The following is an 18,679-nucleotide window of genomic DNA, read 5'->3' as shown; positions in this document are numbered from 1 at the left end:
CGGCCCTGCCTGCCACACCGGCCGGCCACTCTCGCGAGATCGCAGCTTGAAGGCAGCAAACGGGGAACACCCCACGCGCTCTCCTGGTTGTGCCTATACGAAACGATACGTTCAGTATTAGATCAGCAAGGAGTCCGTAGCATGACTCTCCTCCAGCTGACCCGCCCTTCCAGGCCGCCCCGGGACGAGCGATCGTTCCTGCTGCAGCGGGCGCAGCCCGCGATGACCGGTCTGATCGACGGCTCACTCTCGACGCTGGCCCCTGTCTTCGCGGTCGCGTTCGCCACTCACCGGCCGCTCTACGCATTCCTCGCCGGGCTGGCCACCTCAATCGGCGCCGGCATCAGCATGGCCTTCTCCGAAGGCCTGTCCGACAGCGGGGACCTGACCGGGCGGGGGAGCCCCTACCTGCGTGGCTCGATCACCGGGGCCGGCACATTCCTCGGCGGCGTGCTGCACGCCCTGCCGTTCCTGATCCCGGACTACCGCGTCGCGCTGGTCGTGGCACTCACCACGATCACCTTCGAACTGGTGACCCTGGCCTGGATCCGGTGGCGCTTCTTCAATACCGGGTTCCTGCGCTCCTTCGTCGCCATCGCGATCGGTGGGGCGATCATCACCAGCGTCAGCGCCGCGCTCGGCACGATCAGCTGACCCGGGCTCCTTCCCCGGAGGTGCATATCCATGGCTGTCCCCTTGCCGCTCGCTTCCCGCCGGACCGTGACCGCGCTGCTGACCCTGACCGCGGTTACCGGACTTGTCGACGCCGTCAGTTACCTGCGGCTGGGTCGGGTGTTCGTTGCGAACATGACCGGCAACGTGGTGTTCCTCGGCTTCAGCGCAGCTCCGCACTCCGGCGTCTCGGCGGTCGCCTCGCTGATCGCGATCACCGGGTTCCTCCTCGGCGCGCTGGCCGGTGGCCGGGCCGCGCACACCCTTGCCGCCACCGGACCAGTCCGCTGGCTGGCCACCGCGTTCACGGGCGAAGCGGTCGTTCTCGGCCTGGTCGCCGTGCTCACCGCGACCAGCGTGCTGCCCTTCACCGGAGACGGAAGGTTCGCCACCATCGCCGTCCTCGCCGCGGCCCTCGGCGTGCAGAACAGCACCGTCCGCCACCTCCGCGCCCCCGACCTGACCACCACCGTGCTGACGCTGACCCTCACCGGCCTGACCGCGGACAGCGCGCTGACCGGCGGGCCAGGAGCCAAGCCGCACCGCCGGCTCGGCTCCGTCGCCGTCATGCTCGCGGGCGCCGCGGCGGGGGCGGCCATCCTCCAGTGGTCCCCGGCCGTGGTCATCGCGATCGCTGCCGCTCTCGTGGCCGCCGTGGCCGTGGCCTTCATGACCGCCGTCCCGGACAGGGGCCGCCGGCTGCACCCGGACCCTTCACCGTTCGACGGGCGCGGTATCTCCGAGCCGCTGCCCCAAGTGCCGAAGCCGAGGAGGCCACAGTGATGTCCCGGCCGGCTCGGGCACCGCTCGCCGGACCACCGGCCAGGGATCGCGGCCTACAGCGCCGCCGCTTCTGCCCGGCCGCTCGACCCGCTGCTCGTCCTGGCGGGCATCGTCGCCGGCTTCGCGGTGCTGTGCCTGCTGCTTGTCGGCTCCCGCTCCGCGGCCGCTGCTTCCACCGCTTCCGAAGTGGGTGACGGCGACCCGGACAAGACCTGATCAGGCGTGCGGCTGCACTCATTCAGCATGCGCCGCCGGGCCGCCCGGCCCCGGCTGTCGGACACCTATGACTGGCAGCGCGTCGTCGAACGCGCCCAGCCAAGGTCCAGTGCGTCGACGTCGGCGACATCGAGGCCGTCCGCGCCGCGATCGCCGAGCGCGTGGAGTGGGCCACCGACAAACCGGCCCGCGTCCCACGCGTGCAAGAAACGCCTCCTGGCCGGTCGTACGGACGAGTACTTCGCCACCGCCGAGCGCATCGGCCCCCACCTCACGCTGCAGGGAGGCGCGGCCTTCGCGCGGGAGAACCTCCGCCGGGGCGAGATTGCCCTGAAGCGGCACGAACAGCGCGCTGCGGCCCTCGGCGGCTCGGCACGCGACTCATAGCCCTCCACGGCCGGTACCCGGCCGCACCGGCGGCCGGTCACTCCGCGATGCCGCCCGGAGCCGGGCGCGGTACGCCCCCATGTGGGTCATTCTTCACATAAATCTCGCCGGAGCAGGCGGTGCTGGTGAGGTGTGAGGTTCGGCGCGCGCTATGTTCCATTCGATCACCCGACATCCGGAGCTGGCGTGCAGAAGACAGATGTACTCATCGAGGAGGCGGAGGCGGCCCCCGAGGCTACCGACGACGTCTCCGTACGAGGCTGGCCCCGGTTCTGGCCCTTCATGCTGGCGGCGGCCGCCCTTTCCGGTCCGGCGCTCTACGTGCTCAGCCGGTGGATGGACGAACCGGCCATGCAGGCCTGGCGGACCGTCTGTCTCGCCGTCACCGTGCAGGCGCTGCCGTTCCTGCTGCTCGGCACCGCCCTGTCGGGCGCGATCAACGCGTTCGTACCGGCGCGGGTGTTCAGCCGGGTGCTGCCCCGTCGGCCCGTGCTCGCCGTCCCGGTCGCCGGAATCGCCGGGGTCGTCCTGCCAGGCTGCGAGTGCGCGTCGGTGCCGGTCGCGAACAGCCTGATCGGCCGGGGTGTCACCCCGGCCGCCGCCTTCGCGTTCCTGCTGTCGGCCCCCGCCGTCAACCCGGTCGTGCTGACCGCCACGGCCATCGCCTTCCCCGGCAGTCCCGCCATGGTGCTGGCCCGGCTGCTCGCCTCGCTGGCCACCGCCGTCGTGATGGGCTGGCTGTGGCTCTTCCTTGGCCGCGAGAAGTGGCTCAAGCCGACCGTGCGGCACACCGGACACCGGCCGGGACACAGCCGCTGGACCGAGTTCCGGACCGGCTTTCGGCATGACTTCCTGCACGCGGGCGGCTTTCTGGTCGTCGGGGCCATGGCGGCGGCCACCTTCAACGTGACGGTCCCGCGCTCCGTGCTCGACGCGTTCTCCGGCTCGCCGTGGCTGTCGGTACTGTTCCTGGCCGCGCTCGCCATTCTGCTCGCGGTGTGCTCCGAGGCCGACGCGTTCGTCGCGGCCTCGCTCACCGGCTTCTCGCCCCTCGCGCGGCTGGCGTTCATGGTGGTCGGACCGATAGTCGACCTGAAGCTGATCGCCCTTCAGGCAGGCACCTTCGGGCGGGCCTTCGCGGTCCGGTTCTCCGCAGCCACCACAGTGGTCGCGGTGATGTGCAGCGCGCTGATCGGAGGGGTGCTGCTGTGAAACGGCGCCTCCAGGAGATCCTGCTCGTCCTCAGCGGCCTCGGTCTGCTGCACGCCTCGCTCTTCACCGACCTGTGCCTCAGGTACGTCAAGGAGGGGATGCGTCCGATACTGATCGCGTCCGGCGTGGTGCTGCTCCTGCTGGGAGTGGCGGAGGCGTGGTCGCACCGGGGACCGGCCGGGGGCGACGAGCATGGTGAGCGTCATGAGCACGGCGGCCACGACGGCGACGGGCACGGTCACGGGCACGACCACTCCACCGTGCCCCGGGTCGCCTGGCTGCTCTTCCTTCCCGCGCTGAGTCTGCTGGTCTACGCCCCGCCGGCGCTAGGCGCGTACACCGCCTCGCGCGAGCGCCCCAAGGCCGTCGCGGAGCAGAGGCACTTCGATCCGCTGCCCGCGACCTCGCCGGTCCCGATGACCCTTTCCGACTTCACCAGCCGCGCGCAACAGGACAGCAAGCAGTCCATCAAAGGACGCAGCATCCAGATGACCGGTTTCGTGACGCCCGGGAAGCAGGGCGACAGCTGGTATCTGACCCGGATCATCATCTCGTGCTGCGCGGCGGACGCCCAGTCCGTGAAGGTGCAGATCTACGGGTCTCAGATCCTGCCCGCCAACACGTGGGTGTCCGTCACGGGAACCTGGCACCCCGGCGGGACTCTGGGTACGAGATCCGCCTCGGCCGCACTCGACGCCCGTACCGTCAAGAAGATCGCCCGACCGGTGAACGGGTACACGGACGATCTTCCCCTCATTCCCTCCTGACGGTCCGGCAGAGGCGCGCGCCCCCACGCAGCGGTGAGCGTCAGCAGTCGCGGAACTCGGGCGACTGGTTGAGGACCTGCGCGCGCAGGGAAGCGGGTATAGGTCTCGCTGCCGTGGGACTCGGGGTGGAAGACCGCGACACGGTGGCAGTTCTGGAAGGCCAGGGCGACACCGAAGTGCCGTTCCAGGCACCCCCGGATCGCGTCGCTGGCCAGGGCCCGCAGCAGCTGGCCGCGCTCCTTCTCGGAGGCCGGCGGGGTGTGGTTGTCAGCGAACTCGGCGGTGCCCCCGCGCAGTTCGCCGGCCAGGCGGGCGACGAGGCCGTAGGCGTACGGCAGGGAGGTGCGGACGGTTTCCACGAAATCCTCTTCCCGCACCTGACCGTGCTGGGCTTCGGCGAGCAGCTGCGGGGAGACGTCGAGCGACATGAAGCGGGTGTCCTGTCTGGTCGTGATCGATGAGAGGGCAAGCCTGCGCGGCGGTCGGTGATCGCCGGAGGGTTCAGACGAATGCGGTCAGTGCGGCCGGTCCGTGCCGGAAGCCGGGGTCGATCTGGGCGGTGAGATCCAGGCCCGTGGTCCGGTTGGCCCAGGCGATGGCGTTGCGCAGGTGGAACTCGACGGCGTGCCGCTGGAAGGCGGCCCAGTCCTTGGTACGGACGTCGACGGCCCGGCGCATCTGCCGCAGAGCGTCCGTGTTGTGCGGTTCCAGCTCGCCGTGGTCGCGGCCCTGCTCCCGGGCACGCACCCAGGAGGAGTGTGCGCAGTGGGTCAGCAGATCCCTTCCCACGTGTTCCTCGAGGAAGAGCAGATCGTCCTCGCCGGCGACCTTGTTGCCCACCACGGCGAGGGGAATGCCGAACTCGGCGGCGTGGTCGCGGTACTGGCGGTAGACGGAGACGCTCTTGCGGGTGGGTTCGGCGACCAGGAAGGTGAGGTCGAATCGGGTGAACAGGCCGGAGGCGAAGGCGTCGGCGCCGGCGGTCATGTCGACGACGACATACTCGCCGGGGCCGTCCACGAGGTGGTTGAGGTAGAGCTCGACCGCCCCGAGCTTGGAGTGGTAACAGGCCACGCCGAGATCGCTCTCCTCGAAGGCGCCGGTCACCATCGTCGCCACGCCGTCCACGTGTTGGACGTGGCGGGCATGGATCTCGTCGTCGCCGAGCAGGCGCAGCAGCCGGGAGCCGCGGCCCGGCGGAGTGGTTTTGACCATGGCGTCCCGCGAGAGGATCAGGGGATTCGTGCCGCGGAGGTAGTCCTTGATCTCACCGGTGCGCGAACTCAGCGGCGGCGCACCGAAGTTCTCATCCTCGTCGAGCCCGAGGGCGTACGCGAGGTGCTGGTTGATGTCCCCGTCGATCGCGAGAACCGGCGCGCCGGAGCGGGCCAGATGACGGGAGAAGAGGGCGGAGAGGGTGGTCTTGCCGCTGCCACCCTTGCCGACGAAGGCGATCCGCACGACTAACTCCCTCTGATGAAAACGGATTCCATGTTCACAGATTGGAGAGCCGGGGGAGGGCTGTCAAATCCTCGCGGCCGACCGTGGCGGGGATTGGCGTCAAGTCCTCGCCGTCAACCGTGGTGGGGACTGCTGTCAAAACCCTTGCCGCCGTCCGTGGCCGGGCGGCCCTGCCAAGAACTGGCAATGATTTCCAATAAGGCCTCCCCTTCATGGTTTTGAAAATCATGTTCATCTAGGCTGTGGGATGTCCACAGATCGTGCCGGATGCCCCCGGGCTGCCCGGCCGCCCTCAGAAGGAGATCCACCATGCGCCCCGCCCCGATGCGCCGCACTTCCGTCGTCCTGGCGACCGCCTTGCTGGGAGTCGGTGCGAGCGCCTGCTCGACCGCGGCCACCTCGGACACCGCCACGACATCGGACGGCCCGATCCAGGTGGTCGCGGCGGAGAACTTCTGGGGCAGCATCGCCAAGCAGCTCGGCGGCAGTCACGTGAAGGTGAGGAGCGTGATCAACAACCCCAACGCCGATCCGCATGACTACGAACCCACCGCCGCCGACGGCCGCACCGTCGCCACCGCCCGGTACGCCGTCGTCAACGGCATCGGCTACGACACCTGGGCCGACAAGCTGCTGTCCGCCAACCCCAACAGCGACCGCACGGAACTCAAGGTCGGCGACCTCGTCGGGCTCAAGCCCGGCGACAACCCGCACCGCTGGTACGCCCCGGACGACGTCCACAAGGTCATCGTGAAGATCACCGCCGACTACAAGAAGCTCGACCCGAGCCACGCCATGTACTTCGATGCCCAGCGGAAGAAGTTCGAGGACAAGACCCTCGCCCCCTACGACGAGTTGATAGCCGGCATCAGGAAGACGTACGCGGGCGCGCCCATCGGGGCTTCGGAGTCCATCGTCAGCCCGCTGTCCGACGGCCTCGGCCTGCGGATGCGCACTCCCGAGTCCTTCCTCGACGCGATCAGCGAGGGCACCGATCCGACGGCCAAGGACAAGGCCGCCATCGATCGGCAGATCGCGAGCAAGCAGATCAAGGTGTACGTCTACAACAGCCAGAACTCCACTCCGGACGTGCAGGCCCAGATCAAGGAGGCCAAAGCGCGGCACATCCCGGTCGTCACGGTGACCGAGACCCTCACTCCGGCCGGGGCCTCCTTCCAGGACTGGCAGGTACGGCAGTTGCGCCACCTGAAGAAGGCGCTGGCCGAGGCGACGGGCAAGTGATGACCTCCGAAGCCGTACGCCATCGGGTGCCACCGCCGCGCACGGAGCGTGCCGGTCCGCCAGTGGTACGCCTGAGGGGCGCGGCAGCCCGCGTCGGTGGCCGGATCCTTTGGTCGGGCGTCGAACTCGACGTTCACCAGGGCGAGTTCGTGGCGGTCCTCGGGCCCAACGGCGCCGGCAAGTCGACCCTCGTGAAGATGCTGCTCGGCATGCTGCCGCCCGCCGAGGGCCGGATACGTGTACTGGGCGAGGCGCCCGGCCAGGTCGGCGACCGCGTCGGCTATCTGCCGCAGCGCCGCCACTTCGACGCGTCCCTGCGCATCCGCGGCACCGACATCGTGCGGCTCGGCCTGGACGGCCACCGGTAGGGCGTACCGCTGCCGCTGACCGCACGGTTCAGCGCCCGGCGCCGTGCCGAACGCGCGCGCGTCGCCGAGACCATCGACTTGGTGGGCGCGACCGCGTACGCGAACCGCCCGATCGGCGCCTGCTCGGGCGGCGAGCAACAGCGACTGCTGATCGCCCAAGCCCTCGTACGCCAACCGGAGTTGCTGCTTCTCGACGAACCACTGGACAGCCTCGACCTGACTCACCAGGGCGCGGTCGCGGCTCTGCTCGGACGCATCTGCCGGGAGCGGCGGATCAGCGTGGTGATGGTGGCGCACGACGTGAATCCGATCCTGCCGTGGCTGGATCGTGTGGTGTACATCGCCGCGGGCGGTGTCGCCGCCGGGCCGCCGGACCAGGTGATCACGACCGAAACGCTGACCCGGCTGTACGGAGCGCCGGTCGAGGTGCTGCAGGCACGGGACGGCCGGCTCGTGGTGGTCGGTGCACCGCAACCGCCCGCCGTGCACACCGATCGGCATGCCTCATGAACCCCTTCGCTCAGATCTGGGCGTATCCCTTCATGGTCAACGCCTTCAGGGCCGGTACGGTCGTCGCCGTACTGGCAGCCGTCATGGGTTGGTTCATGGTGGTGCGGCGGCAGAGCTTCGCCGGGCACTCGCTCGCCATGGTGAGCTTCCCGGGCGCCGCGGGTGCCACGCTGCTGGGGATCAGCGCGTCCTTCGGCTACTTCGCGTTCTGTGTGGGCGCGGCCCTGGTCATCGCCGCCGTGCCCCGGCGGGAGTCCGGCCAGGACGCGGCGCTCACCGGCACCGTCCAGGCGTTCCTGCTGGCCTGCGGCTATCTCTTCGTCGCCCTCTACAAGGGGTTCCTCGGCGGGGTGAACTCCCTGCTGTTCGGCAGCTTCCTGGGCATCACCGACAACCAGGTCCTGACGCTCGTCGTGGTCGCCGCGGCCGGGCTGACCGTACTGGCGCTGATCGGGCGACCGCTGCTGTTCGCCTCGGTCGACCGCGATGCCGCCGCAGGGCGGGGTGTTCCGGTGCGGGCTCTGTCGGCCGCCTTCCTGGTCCTGCTGGGGCTGGCCACGGCGGGGGCGAGCCAGATCACCGGAAGCCTGCTCGTCTTCGCGCTGCTCGTGATGCCTGCCGCGACGGCACAACAGCTCACCGTGCGGCCGGTGTTGAGCCTTGCCGTGGCCGTGGCGCTCGCCCTCGCGGTGACGTGGGGCGGACTGATGGCCGCGTACTACTCGCCGTATCCGATCGGGTTCTATGTGACGACCTTCGCGTTCGCCGGCTACGTAGTGGCCCGGCTCGCCCCGATGACCGGGGGCACGCGGCTCGTGATGGCCAAGGGCGCGCGACTCGCCTGGACAGTGACCGTCAGGGGCAGCCGTTGAGTGTCTTCGGCCACCCCTTCTTCGTGCACGCGCTGCTGGCGGGCACCGCCATCGCCCTGGCGGCCGGTCTCGTCGGCTACTTCCTGGTGCTGCGGGCCCAGGTCTTCACGGGCGACGCGCTCAGCCATGTGGCGTTCACCGGGGCGCTGGGCGCGCTCGCGGCCGGGGTCGATCTGCGGCTCGGGCTGTTCGCGGCCACCATCGCAGTGGCCGTTCTCGTCGGCATACTCAGCCGGCGCGGCAGGGCCGACGACGTGGCCATCGGCAGCGTCTTCTCCTGGCTGCTGGGCCTGGGCGCCTTCTTCCTCACCCTCTATACGAGTTCGCGCGGTGCCACTCACGGCACGGCGGGGGTGAGCGTGCTGTTCGGCTCGATCTTCGGCATCTCCGGCGGACAGGCGACGGTCGCGGCGCTGGTGGCCGCCGGGATCTGCGCGGTCGCACTGCTCCTGGCGCGGCCCTTGCTGTTGGCCTCGCTCGACGAGGCGGTCGCGGCGGCGCGCGGTGTGCCCGTACGCCTCCTGGGCCTCGCCTTCCTGGTCCTGGTCGGCGCCTGCGCCGCCGAGGCCACCCAGGCGGTCGGCTCGCTCCTGCTGCTCGGCCTGCTCGCCGCACCCGCGGGAGCGGCACACCGGCTCACCCAACGCCCGTACCACGCCCTGGCGTTGTCGGCCGGACTCGGGATCGCGGAGATGTGGACCGGCCTCGCCCTCAGCTATGCCGTGCCCTCCGTGCCGCCCAGTTTCGCGATCCTGGCGGTCGCTACCGTCGTCTACGCGGGTGCGTTCGCCGTTGTGCGTCCCCGGAGGGCCGTCTCGGCGGCCTGAGGCCGGCTGCGGTCGTGGACGCGGGAAGGCGGCCGCGAGGATCTCGCAGCCGCCTTCGCCTAGCGGGGTGCTTCACCGGCGCGTTCGGGCCCGGGCCTCCGGTGGCGGGCGCACGAACTGCAACTCCACCGCGGCCGGGGGCTCGGCGAGGCCCGGCCCGCCGGCCTGCGCCCACCGCAGCAGTTCTTCGGTGCAGTCGTCGTCCATCGCGAAGCCGACCCAGGTCGCCCGGCCACCGCTGCGCCGTCCGGTCCCGGATGGCTGTACGACAATGACGTTCGCCTGGTCGCAGGGGCCGAGACAGTCCGTCGTACGGACGACGAACCGTCCCTCGGACGCCTCGGCACCGGCTCGCAGCCGCTCCAACTGCCAGGCGTGATCGGCGTGAGGGTACTTGCGTGGGTTCCCGCAGCAGCACCCCCGGCAGACGATCAGCGTGCAAGGACGCTCGCGCGCGGCGCCGATCACCACCGTGCGAGGGGTCACAGCGCGGTCCGCGAGGGTACGCCGTATGCCCGAACTCGGCCGTCGCGCCACGCGGTGATCAGCAGATGGGGCCCGGCCCAGGCCAGGGCCGCGACCGCTGAGCCTTCGCCCTCCAGGGTGCGCGCCGGTCGCAGGAGCGCCTGGGGCCGCGCGGCCGTCGCGTGCCACAGCGCGACCGTGCCGTCGTCGCCGCCGCTGGCGAGGTGCCCTGCGGCGCCCGGCCGCCAGGCCAGCGCGGTGACCGTCTCGTGGCAGCGCAGGGAGCGTGGCGCTGTGCCTTGTGGTCCCTTGCCGGAGAAATCCCAGACCGTGACGTCGGGCGCGCCGTCGGCGGCCAGCCAGAACCCGGTCTCGTCGAAGGCGAGCCGGGAGACCTTCTCCGGGTAGCCGGACATGGTCAGCTCGTCACCGTCCCGAGTGCGCCAGATGTGGATGGAGGCGTCCTGGTTGCCGCTGCAGATCCACCGGCCGGTGGGCGCGACGGCGAGCGCGAGATGCGAGCCGATGTAGGGGTACGTCACCACGGGCCTGCCCGTGTGCCGTTCGTGCCCCTGCACGGCCCCATAGGCGGCCACGGCCAGGCGCCGCCCCTGTCGCATCCAGGCGAGGTCGGTGACCGTCGACGCGGCCGGGTCCGTACTCCACAACTCGCCGCCGTCCGCGCCGAGTACGAGTGCTCGCCGGCCGGAGGCGACCGCGACCCGGTCGTTGTCGGCCCACGCGGCTGCGGCCGACCAAGCCCCGGACTCACGCACCGTCGTACGGCCGTCGGCACGGCGCCACAGCGCGTACCCCATCGGCCCGGTGGCCACCAAATGGCGGGCATCCGGAGCCAGTTCGACGCTCAATGCACCGCCGGGCAGCTCCAGGGCACCGATCTCGGCGCCCTCCCCCAGTCTCGGCTTCGCTCGACCGGGGAGACCCCCACCCGCGTCGAGGACGCGGACCGTGCCCTCGGCCCCGGCGACGGCCACCAGGTCGCCGCGCGCGCTGAGCGCGACCGGCGCGTCGTCGATGCGGACGTCCCAGACGGCGGCCGGGTCGCAATCCAAGGCGACACTCACGCGATCACTCCCGCCCGGGCCAGGCAATCGGCGAAACCGCGCTCCAGCGCGTCCCGGTCGAGGTTGCGGCCGATGAAGACGAGCCGGTTGCGCCGCTCCTCGCCGTCGCGCCAGTCCCGGCCGAACTCGCCGTCCAGCAGCATGTGGACGCCCTGGAAGACGTACTGCTTGGGCGCCCCGGCGATGGCGAGGATTCCCTTGGAGCGGAAGATGTCGACGCCCTTGGTGCGGAGCAACTGCCCCAGCCACCGATTGAGCCGGTCCTCGTCGAGCTCGCCCGGCAGGTCGATGCCGACCGAGGTGACGGTGAGATCGTGTTGGTGCTCGGTCTCGGTGAGGAAGGATGGGTCGTCGGCGAGGACCCGCTCCAGATCGAACGCGCCGACGTCCAGCACCTGCTGGAGGTCCAGCTTCGCGTGCTGAGCCCGGATGACGCGTACGCCGCTGTTGATGGCGCGGATGCGCGCAGTGACTTCAGCGACGGTGGCCTCGTCGGCCAGGTCGGTCTTGTTGAGCACGATCCGGTCCGCGAAGGCGATCTGCTCGACGGCCTCGTTCTCCACGCCCTCGGGCTTGACCTCGTCCAGGTGCTGGAGGACGTGGGCGGCGTCGACGAGGGTGACGATGGCGTCGAGGCGCAACTGCCCGGCGATCTCGTCGTCCATGAAGAAGGTCTGCGCGACGGGTGCCGGATCGGCCAGTCCGGTGGTCTCGATGAGAATGTGGTCGAACTTCTCGCGCCTGCGCATCAGCGCGCCAAGGATGCGGATCAGATCTCCTCGTACGGTGCAGCAGATGCAGCCGTTGTTCATCTCGAAGATCTCTTCCTCGGCGTCGAGGACGAGGGCGTCGTCGATGCCTACCTCGCCGAACTCGTTCTCGATCACGGCGATTCGCAGTCCGTGGTTCTCGGTGAGGATGCGGTTGAGCAGGGTCGTCTTGCCCGAGCCGAGGAAGCCGGTCAAAACGGTGACGGGGACGCGTTCGTCCCGGGGTTCGAGCGTGGTCATTCACAAGCTCCATCTGGTGTACTGGGGATGAGGGCCGCCCTCAGTTCGGCCTCGGTGATCTGGTCGACGGGGCGGTGCAGGGTCCAGCGGCGGGCCGTGCCCTCCATGGGCAGGACGGCGACGACCGTCTCCAGCGGCGGGCAGCCTGGCTCGGTACAGGCGAGCTGCCGGACGATGACGGCGGTGTCGTCGTCGAGGCCGAGCACTGTGCGCACGGTCTCCTTCAGCTCGCGCAGCTGCGGGCTCGGTCCCGGGTTTCCCGGGCGGGCTCCCAGTGGCATGACGGCAGTTCTCCTTTGTCCGCGGCGCGTTGGCAGCCGACGCAGATGCCGGTGAGTTCGACGGTGTGCTCGACCGCGGTGAAGCCGGTGTCGGACGCGATCTGCCCCGCCCACTGCTCCACGGCTTCGGAGTCCACCGGACGGCTGCGTCCGCAACAGCGGCAGATCAGATAGTGGCGGTGCCCGTCCTCGGGGCGCCGACGGTAGAGCCGGCCGCCGGCTTCGTCTCGTACGACATCGAGTCCGCCCGACGCCTCCAGCCCCCGCAGGGCCCGGTAGACGGTGGTCAGGCCGATCGAGTGGTCACCCGCGACCAGCAGGGCGTGCAACTCCTGAGCCGACACGAAGTCGTGACAGCCCGCGAGCACACGCAGGACCGCCATCCGCTGCCGAGTCGTCCGGCCGCCCACGGCACATCACCCCCAACGCGTTCGTCGATTCGGTGCGTCTCCCAGCGTAGGTGAAAATGACATCCATCGCCATATGAATGCCCAATCATGCTTCCGGAGCCTCGGAGGCGGTCACACTCCATGATCGGTCGATTGCTCCGCGTCATACAATTCACGAATCTGTTTGCGTGTGTGGAGACGGGGAATGTCTTTTCCAGTGCTTCGGACAGGAGGCACGTCCGTGGGAGCTGGTACGCCAGGCCGCGGGTGTCTCCGACCGGCCTGTGCGCGCGTTCTCCCATGGTGACTGTCCACTCAGCACCCCCTGAGGGAGTTGTGAGCACCATGCCCGTCACGGTCAGAACGAAGCAGCATCCCCACGACGACGCCCCGGACACCGCGGCTGCCTTCGACCGGCTGTCCGCGCTGCCCGACGGTCCCGAGCGGCAGGCGCTGCGTGACGAGATCGTCCAGTCCTGGCTGCCGATGGCGGAACGCATCGCCGGACGCTACCGGGGCAGGGGCGAAGCCATCGAGGATCTGAGCCAGGTCGCGGCACTCGGCCTGGTCAAGGCGGTCGACCGGTACGACCCCACCCGCAGCCACGCCTTCGAGAGCTACGCGATCCCCACCATCACCGGCGAGATCAAGCGCCACTTCCGCGACCACATGTGGATCCTGCACGTGCCCCGCCGCGTCCAGGACCTGCGCAACCGGGTGCGCGCCGCCCTGAAGGAGCTCTCCCAGACGATCCCCGGCCGACGGCCCACGATCGCCGAGATCGCCGAGTGCGCGCAGCTCAGCGAGGACGACGTACGCGTCGCCCTGGAGGCCCTGGACAGCTTCGCCGCCCTCTCGCTGGACGCCGAGCTGCCGGGCAGCGAGGACGGATACGCCCTGTCCGACGCGCTGGGCGAGCCCGATCCCGGCTTCGACCTGGTCGTCGACCGCGAGGCCGTGAAGCCCGCGCTGAGCGAGCTGCCCGAGCGTGAGCAGATCATCCTCTACCTGCGGTTCTTCCAGGGCATGACCCAGAGCCGTATCGCCGAACAGCTCGGCATCTCGCAGATGCACGTGTCCCGGCTGATCAGCAATTGCTGTGAGACCCTGCGCGAGCAGGTGCTCGCCGATGCGGCGTAGCAGGCGGAGCGCCCCCAGCACGGCCGCCCGGGCGAGTCTCCTCGATCCGGGCGGCCGGGGCGAGCTCACTGCCGAACCCTCCCGGGAACGGTTGGCCAGTGTGCCGCTTCTGTCCGAACTACCGAGACAGGCCCGGTGCAAACACCTTCGGCGGCTATGCGTTGGTCGGCGGAGCGTGCGGGATCTCCGTGGGCCCGTATTTGTCCAGCGTGTCCTCGAGGACCGCGCGGATTTCGGGCGGCAGATCTCCCTTCTGGCCCCAGATGATGATCATCTCCGCGATATTGCGCAGCTTGATGTTCGTGTGCTGGGACACCTCACGCAACACGGCCCACCCTTGCTCGGGCGTCACCCGCCCAAGGGCGACCATCATGCCGATCGCCTGGTCCACGACCGCATGTGAGGTGACCGCTTCCTTCAGCTGCTCTATCTCTTCCTGCAGCTTGCGCGGGTCGCCGTCTCCCGAACGGTCCTCTGAGGTCATCGTCCCCTCCGGATCGGGTTCCGTCGTTGGGTACCGTCCCTGGCTCCATCGTCGTCGCTTCACCGGACGCGTGCCAACGCTGGGAAGGGGTACTCCGTCGGCGAGGTGAGCGGAGGTGGCACAGGTGAAAGCACAGGCAGAGGCATCCCCCTACGACGCTACTCCCTACCTGCCCCGGCGCGGCGGGCTGACCGCGCACCGGCGCGCGGCGGCGGAGTGCCGGGGGTGCCCCTTGTTCGAGAACGCCACCCAGACCGTGTTCGGCCAGGGCGACAGCTCGGCGCGGATCGTCCTCGTCGGAGAGCAGCCCGGGGACCAGGAGGACAAGCGGGGCGAACCCTTCGTCGGTCCCGCCGGGCGGCTGCTCGGCAAGGCGCTGGACGAAGCCGGCATCGACCGGGACACGGCGTATGTGACCAACGCGGTCAAGCACTTCAAGTTCACCACCGCCGGAGGCGGCAAGCGGCGGATCCACAAGGCACCCGACCTCCGCGAGATGACCGCCTGCCGCCCCTGGCTCCTCGCCGAGCTGCGCCTGGTCGCGCCCGAGGTCGTCGTGGCCCTCGGCGCCACCGCGGGCAAGGCACTGCTGGGCAGCTCGTTCCGGGTCACCAAGGAGCGCGGAACGCTCATCCCGATGCCCGAAGAGGACGAGAACCCGGCGTCCGGCGAGGACGCACAGCGGTACGTCGTGGCGACGCTCCACCCGTCGGCCGTGCTGCGCGCGGACGACCGGGAGGCCGCGTACGCGGGTCTGCTGTCCGATCTGAAGGTGGCCGCCAAGGCCCTCTCGGACGGCGACCCCTCCGGAACGTGAACAAACGAAGGTGGCCGCCAAGGCCCTCTCGGACGGCGGCCCCTCCGGAACGTGAACAAACAGGGTGCAGCCGGGTTTACGCCACCGCGGCCACCGCAGCCACCGCTGGTGTGCGCAAGGCGTGCCGCGCCGTGAGCAGGCTGGTCCCCAGCGTCACCGCCGCCGCGACCGCGACGACGCTGAGCCAGATCCCCAGCCCCTCGCCCGGCCATGCCCTGTCCGTGCGGACCATCGTGAAGGGAAGGATTCCGGCCAGAGCGGCCACGGTGCCGAAGAGGACACCGGTCACCGTGAGAATCACGCCCTCGGTGCCGATCATGGCGAGCACTTGGCCCGGCGTCGCACCGGCGAGGCGCTGTCGGCCGAACTCCCCACCGCGGTATGTCGTCGCCGCGTACAGGGAGTTGACCAGCATGACGCAGGAGAAGACGACGACGATGCCGACTACCACGACGTTCAGGGTCTCCAGGGCCTTCGCGTCGATGGACTTCGGCACGCCCGAGGCGTCGATCGCGTCGTTCTCGACGGCCTGCATACAGAGCGTCGCCGTCGCCATGCAGGTGAACAGGATCAGCGGCATCAGGACGCCGGCGAGTTCGTCGGCGCGCCGACGCATGTTCCGTACGGCGAGGTAGCCGCTCGGGCCCGACAGGGGCAGCCGGTCGAGCAGGCCCTCGAGCAGCCTCGGGGAGAGCAGCGCGCATCCCACCGACAGCAGGATTGCCCCGTACGCGGGAGGCGCCATCAGCGCGGCGTCCCGCGCGGAGAAGGCGAACGTCGAGCAGACCACGGCGACGCCGAAGGCGAGGGCCCCGTACGCGAAGAACTTCCGTGCCCCGCCCCGGGGCCGGCGCCCGCGCGTCGCCCGCCGCACCGCGAGGAACCCCGCGCCCGCCGACGCGAGCACCGTGATGCCGATGCCCGACATGAGCGCGACGGGGCCGAAGGAATACGCCACCGACCGCTCCACCTGGCCGCTGTCCTGGAAGACGTTCAGCAGCGCGCGTCCGCCGAGCACCGCAGGACCGATCGCCGCCGCCGCGCCCGCCAGCGCGACCACCACCGACTCGCCCACGACCATCCGCTTGATCTGTGCGGGAGTCGCCCCCGAGCACCGCAACAGCTCTATTTCGGCGCTGCGCTGACGGACACTCACCGTCAGCGTCGAGGCGACCGCGAAGAACACCAGCAGGCTGCCGTAGCCGCCGACGACGCTCGCGGCGGTCGACAGCGACTCCGCGCTCACCGCGTCCACTCCCGGCCGGCCGGCCGTGTCATGCATCGAGTTGAACGTCATGATGATCGCCGCGCCGAGGAACGCGGACAGCAGCGTCGCCGTGAAGCGCCCGGGGCGTCCCCGGACCGAACGCAGGACCAGAGCGACCACGGCTCACACCCCCAGCAACGCGTCGTCGCCCAGGTGCGCCAACCGCTTGGCCACGGTGTCGACCGTCGGCGCGTGCAGCTCGCCCGCCCGCCGCCCGTCCGCCAGGAACACCACGGAGTCGGCGTACGAGGCGGCGAGCGGGTCGTGCGTCACCATGACCACGGTCCTGCCGTGCGCCCGCACCGCCTGACGCAGCAGCCCCAGCACCTCCCGCGCGCTGCGCGTGTCCAGCGCGCCCGTCGGCTCGTCCGCGAAGATCACCCGCGGCTCGGCGACCAGCGCCCGGGCGATCGCCACACGCTGCCGCTGTCCTCCGGAGAGCTGATCGGGCAGATGGCCGAGCCGGTCACCGAGTCCGACGGACGTCAGGATCTCCCGGGCCCGCGCACGGTCGACGCGGCGCCGGGCGAGCTTGAGCGGCAGGACGGTGTTCTGGGCGACGGTCAGCGTCGGCAGCAGGTCGTACTGCTGGAAGACGAAACCGATCCGGCCGCGCCGGAACTTCGTCAGCTCCGCCTCGCCGCCGCCCGTCAGCTCCGTGCCGTCGACCATCACGATGCCGCTGTCGGGCCGCTCGAGCCCGGCCGCGCACTGCAGCAGCGTGGACTTGCCGGACCCCGAGGGCCCCATCACCGCGGTGAACGTGCCGCGCGCCAGAGCGAGCGTCACCCCGTCCAGCGCGGTCACGGCGCTCTCCCCCACCCCGTAGGTCTTGCTGACCCCGACCAGCCGCAGAGCCTCCGGGGCGGGCCCCGAGTCGTTCGTACCTCGCCCTTGGCGAAACATCGTCATCACGCTCCATCCGGCACGCCCTGTGCCTCGCCCAAAACGCTACGGAGCGCCCGGCCCGGCCACACGGGGCGCAGAACCCGTAATCGGGGGTGTACCCAGGAACACCCCGTACGGGTCACCAGAACGCGCCGACGCCCGCTCACCCCCGGTGGAATGGACGCGTGACCGCGCCCCCGGACGACTGCCTCGCGCGCAACGAGTGGATCTGCGGCGCGTATCTGAGCAGCCGCCGCCAGATCCTCCTCGACGCGGTCGTCCAGCACCTCCAGCTCACGGCGGTCTCCGTCGTCATCGGACTCGTCATCGCGGTGCCGCTGGCCGTGCTCGCCCGCCGCTGGGGCCTGGCGGCCGGCCCGGTGCTGGCGGTGACGACGGTCCTCTACACCATCCCCTCGCTGGCGATGTTCTCGCTGCTTCTGCCCGTGTACGGGCTGTCGGCCGCGCTGGTCGTCGCCGGCCTCGTCCTCTACTCGCTGACCCTGCTCGTACGCAACATCCTCGCGGGGCTGCGCGCCGTCCCCGAGGAGACCCGGCAAGCCGCACGCGGCATGGGATACGGGCCCGTCCGGCTGCTGCTCACCGTGGAACTGCCGCTCGCCGTGCCCGCCGCGATGGCCGGGCTGCGCATCGCCACCGTCTCGGCGGTGTCACTGGTCACGGTCGGCGCGATCGTCGGCTTCGGAGGTCTAGGCAACCTCATCTACGCGGGCATGAACACCTACTTCAAGGCCCAGGTGCTCACCGCGTCCGTGCTGTGCGTCGTCATCGCGGTCGCCGCTGACCTCCTGCTGCTCGGCGTGCAGCGGCTCATCACCCCCTGGACCCGGGCGGCCCGCGGATGACCACGCTCACCGACGCCTGGCACTGGCTCACCGACCCCGCGCACTGGTCGGGCGACGACGGCGTCTGGCACCGACTCGCCCAGCATCTCGTCCTGACCGTCGTCTGTCTGGTCATCAGCTGTCTGATCGCGCTGCCCGTCGCCCTCGTCCTCGGCCACCTCGGCAAGGGGGGTGCGCTCGCCGTCAACATCTCCAACGTCGGCCGGGCCGTCCCCACCTTCGCCGTACTGGTGCTCCTGCTGCTCACTCCGCTCGGGAAGTGGGGCGAGGGGCCGACCGTGGTCGCGCTGGTCCTCTTCGCCGTGCCGCCCCTGCTGACCAACGCGTATGTGGGGATGCGCGAGGTCGACCGGGATGTGGTGCGGGCGGCGCGCGGGATGGGGATGACCGGCCGGCAGATGCTGTTTCGCGTGGAACTGCCCCTCGCGCTCCCGATGGTGCTGAACGGGGTGCGGCTCGCCGCCGTACAGCTTGTCGCGACGGCCACCATCGCCGCGCTCGCGGGCGGCGGCGGACTGGGCCGGATCATCACCGCGGGCTTCAACCTGGCGAGCACGCCCCAGGTCGTCGCCGGTGCCGTCCTGGTCGCGGTGTTCGCGCTGATCGTCGAGGGAGTCTTCGAGGTCGCCGAGCGACTGGCGCCGCACTGGGCGAGGGGCTCGCGGTGAGA

Annotated in this window: 21 protein-coding genes and 2 pseudogenes; 13 read left to right on the top strand and 10 right to left on the bottom strand. The window is 70.4% G+C overall.

Going from position 1 to position 18,679, the window contains the following annotated elements:
• Positions 1-141 precede the first annotated feature (141 nt).
• The 5 genes from AB0D27_RS04740 to AB0D27_RS04720 all read left to right on the top strand — a co-directional run bounded on the left by AB0D27_RS04740 (position 142) and on the right by AB0D27_RS04720 (position 4,037).
• Positions 142-654: a hypothetical protein gene (locus AB0D27_RS04740; RefSeq protein ID WP_362502023.1), complete on the top strand. Its 513-nt coding sequence runs from the start codon at positions 142-144 to the stop codon at positions 652-654.
• Positions 655-684: 30 nt separating this feature from the next.
• Positions 685-1,455, top strand: a complete 771-nt coding sequence (locus tag AB0D27_RS04735; protein ID WP_362502021.1) for a YoaK family protein — start codon at positions 685-687, stop codon at positions 1,453-1,455.
• 243 nt (positions 1,456-1,698) lie between these two features.
• Complete coding sequence (locus tag AB0D27_RS04730) at positions 1,699-2,058, top strand: hypothetical protein (protein ID WP_362502019.1); 360 nt, start codon at positions 1,699-1,701, stop codon at positions 2,056-2,058.
• Between the two features lie 207 nt (positions 2,059-2,265).
• Positions 2,266-3,270: a permease gene (locus AB0D27_RS04725; protein ID WP_362502360.1), complete on the top strand. Its 1,005-nt coding sequence runs from the start codon at positions 2,266-2,268 to the stop codon at positions 3,268-3,270.
• Positions 3,267-4,037: a TIGR03943 family protein gene (locus AB0D27_RS04720; protein WP_362502017.1), complete on the top strand. Its 771-nt coding sequence runs from the start codon at positions 3,267-3,269 to the stop codon at positions 4,035-4,037. The genes AB0D27_RS04725 and AB0D27_RS04720 overlap by 4 nt, the downstream gene beginning before the upstream one ends.
• Before the next feature lie 40 nt (positions 4,038-4,077).
• Here AB0D27_RS04720 and AB0D27_RS04715 read toward each other — a convergent pair.
• A pseudogene (locus AB0D27_RS04715) lies at positions 4,078-4,465 on the bottom strand (SCO5389 family protein).
• Positions 4,466-4,538: 73 nt separating this feature from the next.
• Positions 4,539-5,498, bottom strand: coding sequence for an AAA family ATPase (locus tag AB0D27_RS04710; protein ID WP_362502015.1), 960 nt, complete (start codon positions 5,496-5,498; stop codon positions 4,539-4,541).
• 309 nt (positions 5,499-5,807) lie between these two features.
• Between AB0D27_RS04710 and AB0D27_RS04705 the strand changes: the two genes are divergently transcribed.
• The 4 genes and pseudogenes from AB0D27_RS04705 (at position 5,808) to AB0D27_RS04690 (ending at position 9,317) form a co-directional block, all read left to right on the top strand.
• On the top strand, positions 5,808-6,740 hold the full coding sequence (locus tag AB0D27_RS04705) for a zinc ABC transporter substrate-binding protein (protein ID WP_362502013.1): 933 nt from the start codon (positions 5,808-5,810) through the stop codon (positions 6,738-6,740).
• Positions 6,740-7,618, top strand: a pseudogene (locus AB0D27_RS04700) (ATP-binding cassette domain-containing protein). Before AB0D27_RS04705 ends, AB0D27_RS04700 begins: the two are co-directional and overlap by 1 nt.
• The gene (locus AB0D27_RS04695; protein ID WP_362502011.1) at positions 7,615-8,490 is read left to right on the top strand and encodes a metal ABC transporter permease; all 876 of its coding nucleotides are present in this window, start codon (positions 7,615-7,617) and stop codon (positions 8,488-8,490) included. Before AB0D27_RS04700 ends, AB0D27_RS04695 begins: the two are co-directional and overlap by 4 nt.
• Positions 8,487-9,317, top strand: coding sequence for a metal ABC transporter permease (locus AB0D27_RS04690; protein WP_362502009.1), 831 nt, complete (start codon positions 8,487-8,489; stop codon positions 9,315-9,317). The genes AB0D27_RS04695 and AB0D27_RS04690 overlap by 4 nt, the downstream gene beginning before the upstream one ends.
• A 72-nt stretch (positions 9,318-9,389) precedes the next feature.
• Here the strand turns inward: AB0D27_RS04690 and AB0D27_RS04685 are convergent, their stop codons facing one another.
• Genes AB0D27_RS04685 through AB0D27_RS04665 form a run of 5 tightly spaced genes read right to left on the bottom strand, consistent with a single transcriptional unit; the run spans position 9,390 to position 12,568 of the window.
• Positions 9,390-9,803: a (2Fe-2S) ferredoxin domain-containing protein gene (locus AB0D27_RS04685; RefSeq protein ID WP_362502007.1), complete on the bottom strand. Its 414-nt coding sequence runs from the start codon at positions 9,801-9,803 to the stop codon at positions 9,390-9,392.
• On the bottom strand, positions 9,800-10,867 hold the full coding sequence (locus tag AB0D27_RS04680; protein WP_362502005.1) for a hypothetical protein: 1,068 nt from the start codon (positions 10,865-10,867) through the stop codon (positions 9,800-9,802). Before AB0D27_RS04680 ends, AB0D27_RS04685 begins: the two co-directional genes overlap by 4 nt.
• A complete protein-coding gene (locus tag AB0D27_RS04675) occupies positions 10,864-11,877 on the bottom strand; it encodes a GTP-binding protein (RefSeq protein WP_362502003.1) in 1,014 nt (337 codons plus the stop codon). The genes AB0D27_RS04680 and AB0D27_RS04675 overlap by 4 nt, the downstream gene beginning before the upstream one ends.
• Complete coding sequence (locus tag AB0D27_RS04670) at positions 11,874-12,092, bottom strand: hypothetical protein (RefSeq protein WP_362502001.1); 219 nt, start codon at positions 12,090-12,092, stop codon at positions 11,874-11,876. The genes AB0D27_RS04675 and AB0D27_RS04670 overlap by 4 nt, the downstream gene beginning before the upstream one ends.
• Positions 12,093-12,100: 8 nt before the next feature.
• Positions 12,101-12,568 carry a transcriptional repressor gene (locus AB0D27_RS04665; RefSeq protein ID WP_362501999.1) on the bottom strand — a complete coding sequence of 156 codons (468 nt, stop codon included), beginning with the start codon at positions 12,566-12,568 and terminating at the stop codon, positions 12,101-12,103.
• 324 nt (positions 12,569-12,892) lie between these two features.
• On the opposite strand from AB0D27_RS04665, the gene AB0D27_RS04660 reads away from it, so the two are divergent.
• Complete coding sequence (locus tag AB0D27_RS04660; RefSeq protein ID WP_362501997.1) at positions 12,893-13,687, top strand: RNA polymerase sigma factor SigF; 795 nt, start codon at positions 12,893-12,895, stop codon at positions 13,685-13,687.
• Positions 13,688-13,841: 154 nt separating this feature from the next.
• On the opposite strand, the gene AB0D27_RS04655 is transcribed toward AB0D27_RS04660, so the two are convergent.
• Positions 13,842-14,171: an ANTAR domain-containing protein gene (locus AB0D27_RS04655; protein WP_362501995.1), complete on the bottom strand. Its 330-nt coding sequence runs from the start codon at positions 14,169-14,171 to the stop codon at positions 13,842-13,844.
• 124 nt (positions 14,172-14,295) lie between these two features.
• On the opposite strand from AB0D27_RS04655, the gene AB0D27_RS04650 reads away from it, so the two are divergent.
• Positions 14,296-14,988: a UdgX family uracil-DNA binding protein gene (locus tag AB0D27_RS04650; RefSeq protein WP_362501993.1), complete on the top strand. Its 693-nt coding sequence runs from the start codon at positions 14,296-14,298 to the stop codon at positions 14,986-14,988.
• A 76-nt stretch (positions 14,989-15,064) separates the two neighbouring features.
• On the opposite strand, the gene AB0D27_RS04645 is transcribed toward AB0D27_RS04650, so the two are convergent.
• Both AB0D27_RS04645 and AB0D27_RS04640 read right to left on the bottom strand, forming a co-directional pair.
• Positions 15,065-16,375, bottom strand: a complete 1,311-nt coding sequence (locus tag AB0D27_RS04645; RefSeq protein ID WP_362501991.1) for an FtsX-like permease family protein — start codon at positions 16,373-16,375, stop codon at positions 15,065-15,067.
• Positions 16,376-16,378: 3 nt separating this feature from the next.
• Positions 16,379-17,167 (bottom strand): ABC transporter ATP-binding protein, encoded by a 789-nt coding sequence (locus tag AB0D27_RS04640; RefSeq protein ID WP_362501989.1) that lies wholly within the window; start codon positions 17,165-17,167, stop codon positions 16,379-16,381.
• A gap of 161 nt (positions 17,168-17,328) precedes the next feature.
• Here AB0D27_RS04640 and AB0D27_RS04635 point away from each other — a divergent pair, with 161 nt between their 5' ends.
• The gene (locus AB0D27_RS04635) at positions 17,329-18,009 is read left to right on the top strand and encodes an ABC transporter permease (RefSeq protein WP_362501987.1); all 681 of its coding nucleotides are present in this window, start codon (positions 17,329-17,331) and stop codon (positions 18,007-18,009) included.
• Positions 18,006-18,677, top strand: a complete 672-nt coding sequence (locus AB0D27_RS04630; RefSeq protein WP_362501985.1) for an ABC transporter permease — start codon at positions 18,006-18,008, stop codon at positions 18,675-18,677. The genes AB0D27_RS04635 and AB0D27_RS04630 overlap by 4 nt, the downstream gene beginning before the upstream one ends.
• Positions 18,678-18,679: the final 2 nt, after the last annotated feature.

The organism is Streptomyces sp. NPDC048415 (genome assembly GCF_040651675.1).
In the GTDB taxonomy this organism is placed as follows: Bacteria; Actinomycetota; Actinomycetes; order Streptomycetales; family Streptomycetaceae; genus Streptomyces.
Note: the sequence above shows the minus strand (reverse complement) of the source record. Positions and strands in the feature narration are given on the sequence as shown.

What these genes read in the sequence shown, in the direction of transcription:
- AB0D27_RS04730 (WP_362502019.1), top strand. Translation starts at nt 1,699, where the DNA reads ATGCGCCGCCGGGCCGCCCGGCCCCGGCTGTCGGACACCTATGACTGG.
- AB0D27_RS04740 (WP_362502023.1), top strand. Translation starts at nt 142, where the DNA reads ATGACTCTCCTCCAGCTGACCCGCCCTTCCAGGCCGCCCCGGGACGAG.
- AB0D27_RS04695 (WP_362502011.1), top strand. Translation starts at nt 7,615, where the DNA reads ATGAACCCCTTCGCTCAGATCTGGGCGTATCCCTTCATGGTCAACGCC.
- AB0D27_RS04705 (WP_362502013.1), top strand. Translation starts at nt 5,808, where the DNA reads ATGCGCCCCGCCCCGATGCGCCGCACTTCCGTCGTCCTGGCGACCGCC.
- AB0D27_RS04655 (WP_362501995.1), bottom strand. Translation starts at nt 14,171, where the DNA reads ATGACCTCAGAGGACCGTTCGGGAGACGGCGACCCGCGCAAGCTGCAG.
- AB0D27_RS04640 (WP_362501989.1), bottom strand. Translation starts at nt 17,167, where the DNA reads ATGACGATGTTTCGCCAAGGGCGAGGTACGAACGACTCGGGGCCCGCC.
- AB0D27_RS04630 (WP_362501985.1), top strand. Translation starts at nt 18,006, where the DNA reads ATGACCACGCTCACCGACGCCTGGCACTGGCTCACCGACCCCGCGCAC.
- AB0D27_RS04675 (WP_362502003.1), bottom strand. Translation starts at nt 11,877, where the DNA reads ATGACCACGCTCGAACCCCGGGACGAACGCGTCCCCGTCACCGTTTTG.
- AB0D27_RS04660 (WP_362501997.1), top strand. Translation starts at nt 12,893, where the DNA reads ATGCCCGTCACGGTCAGAACGAAGCAGCATCCCCACGACGACGCCCCG.
- AB0D27_RS04735 (WP_362502021.1), top strand. Translation starts at nt 685, where the DNA reads ATGGCTGTCCCCTTGCCGCTCGCTTCCCGCCGGACCGTGACCGCGCTG.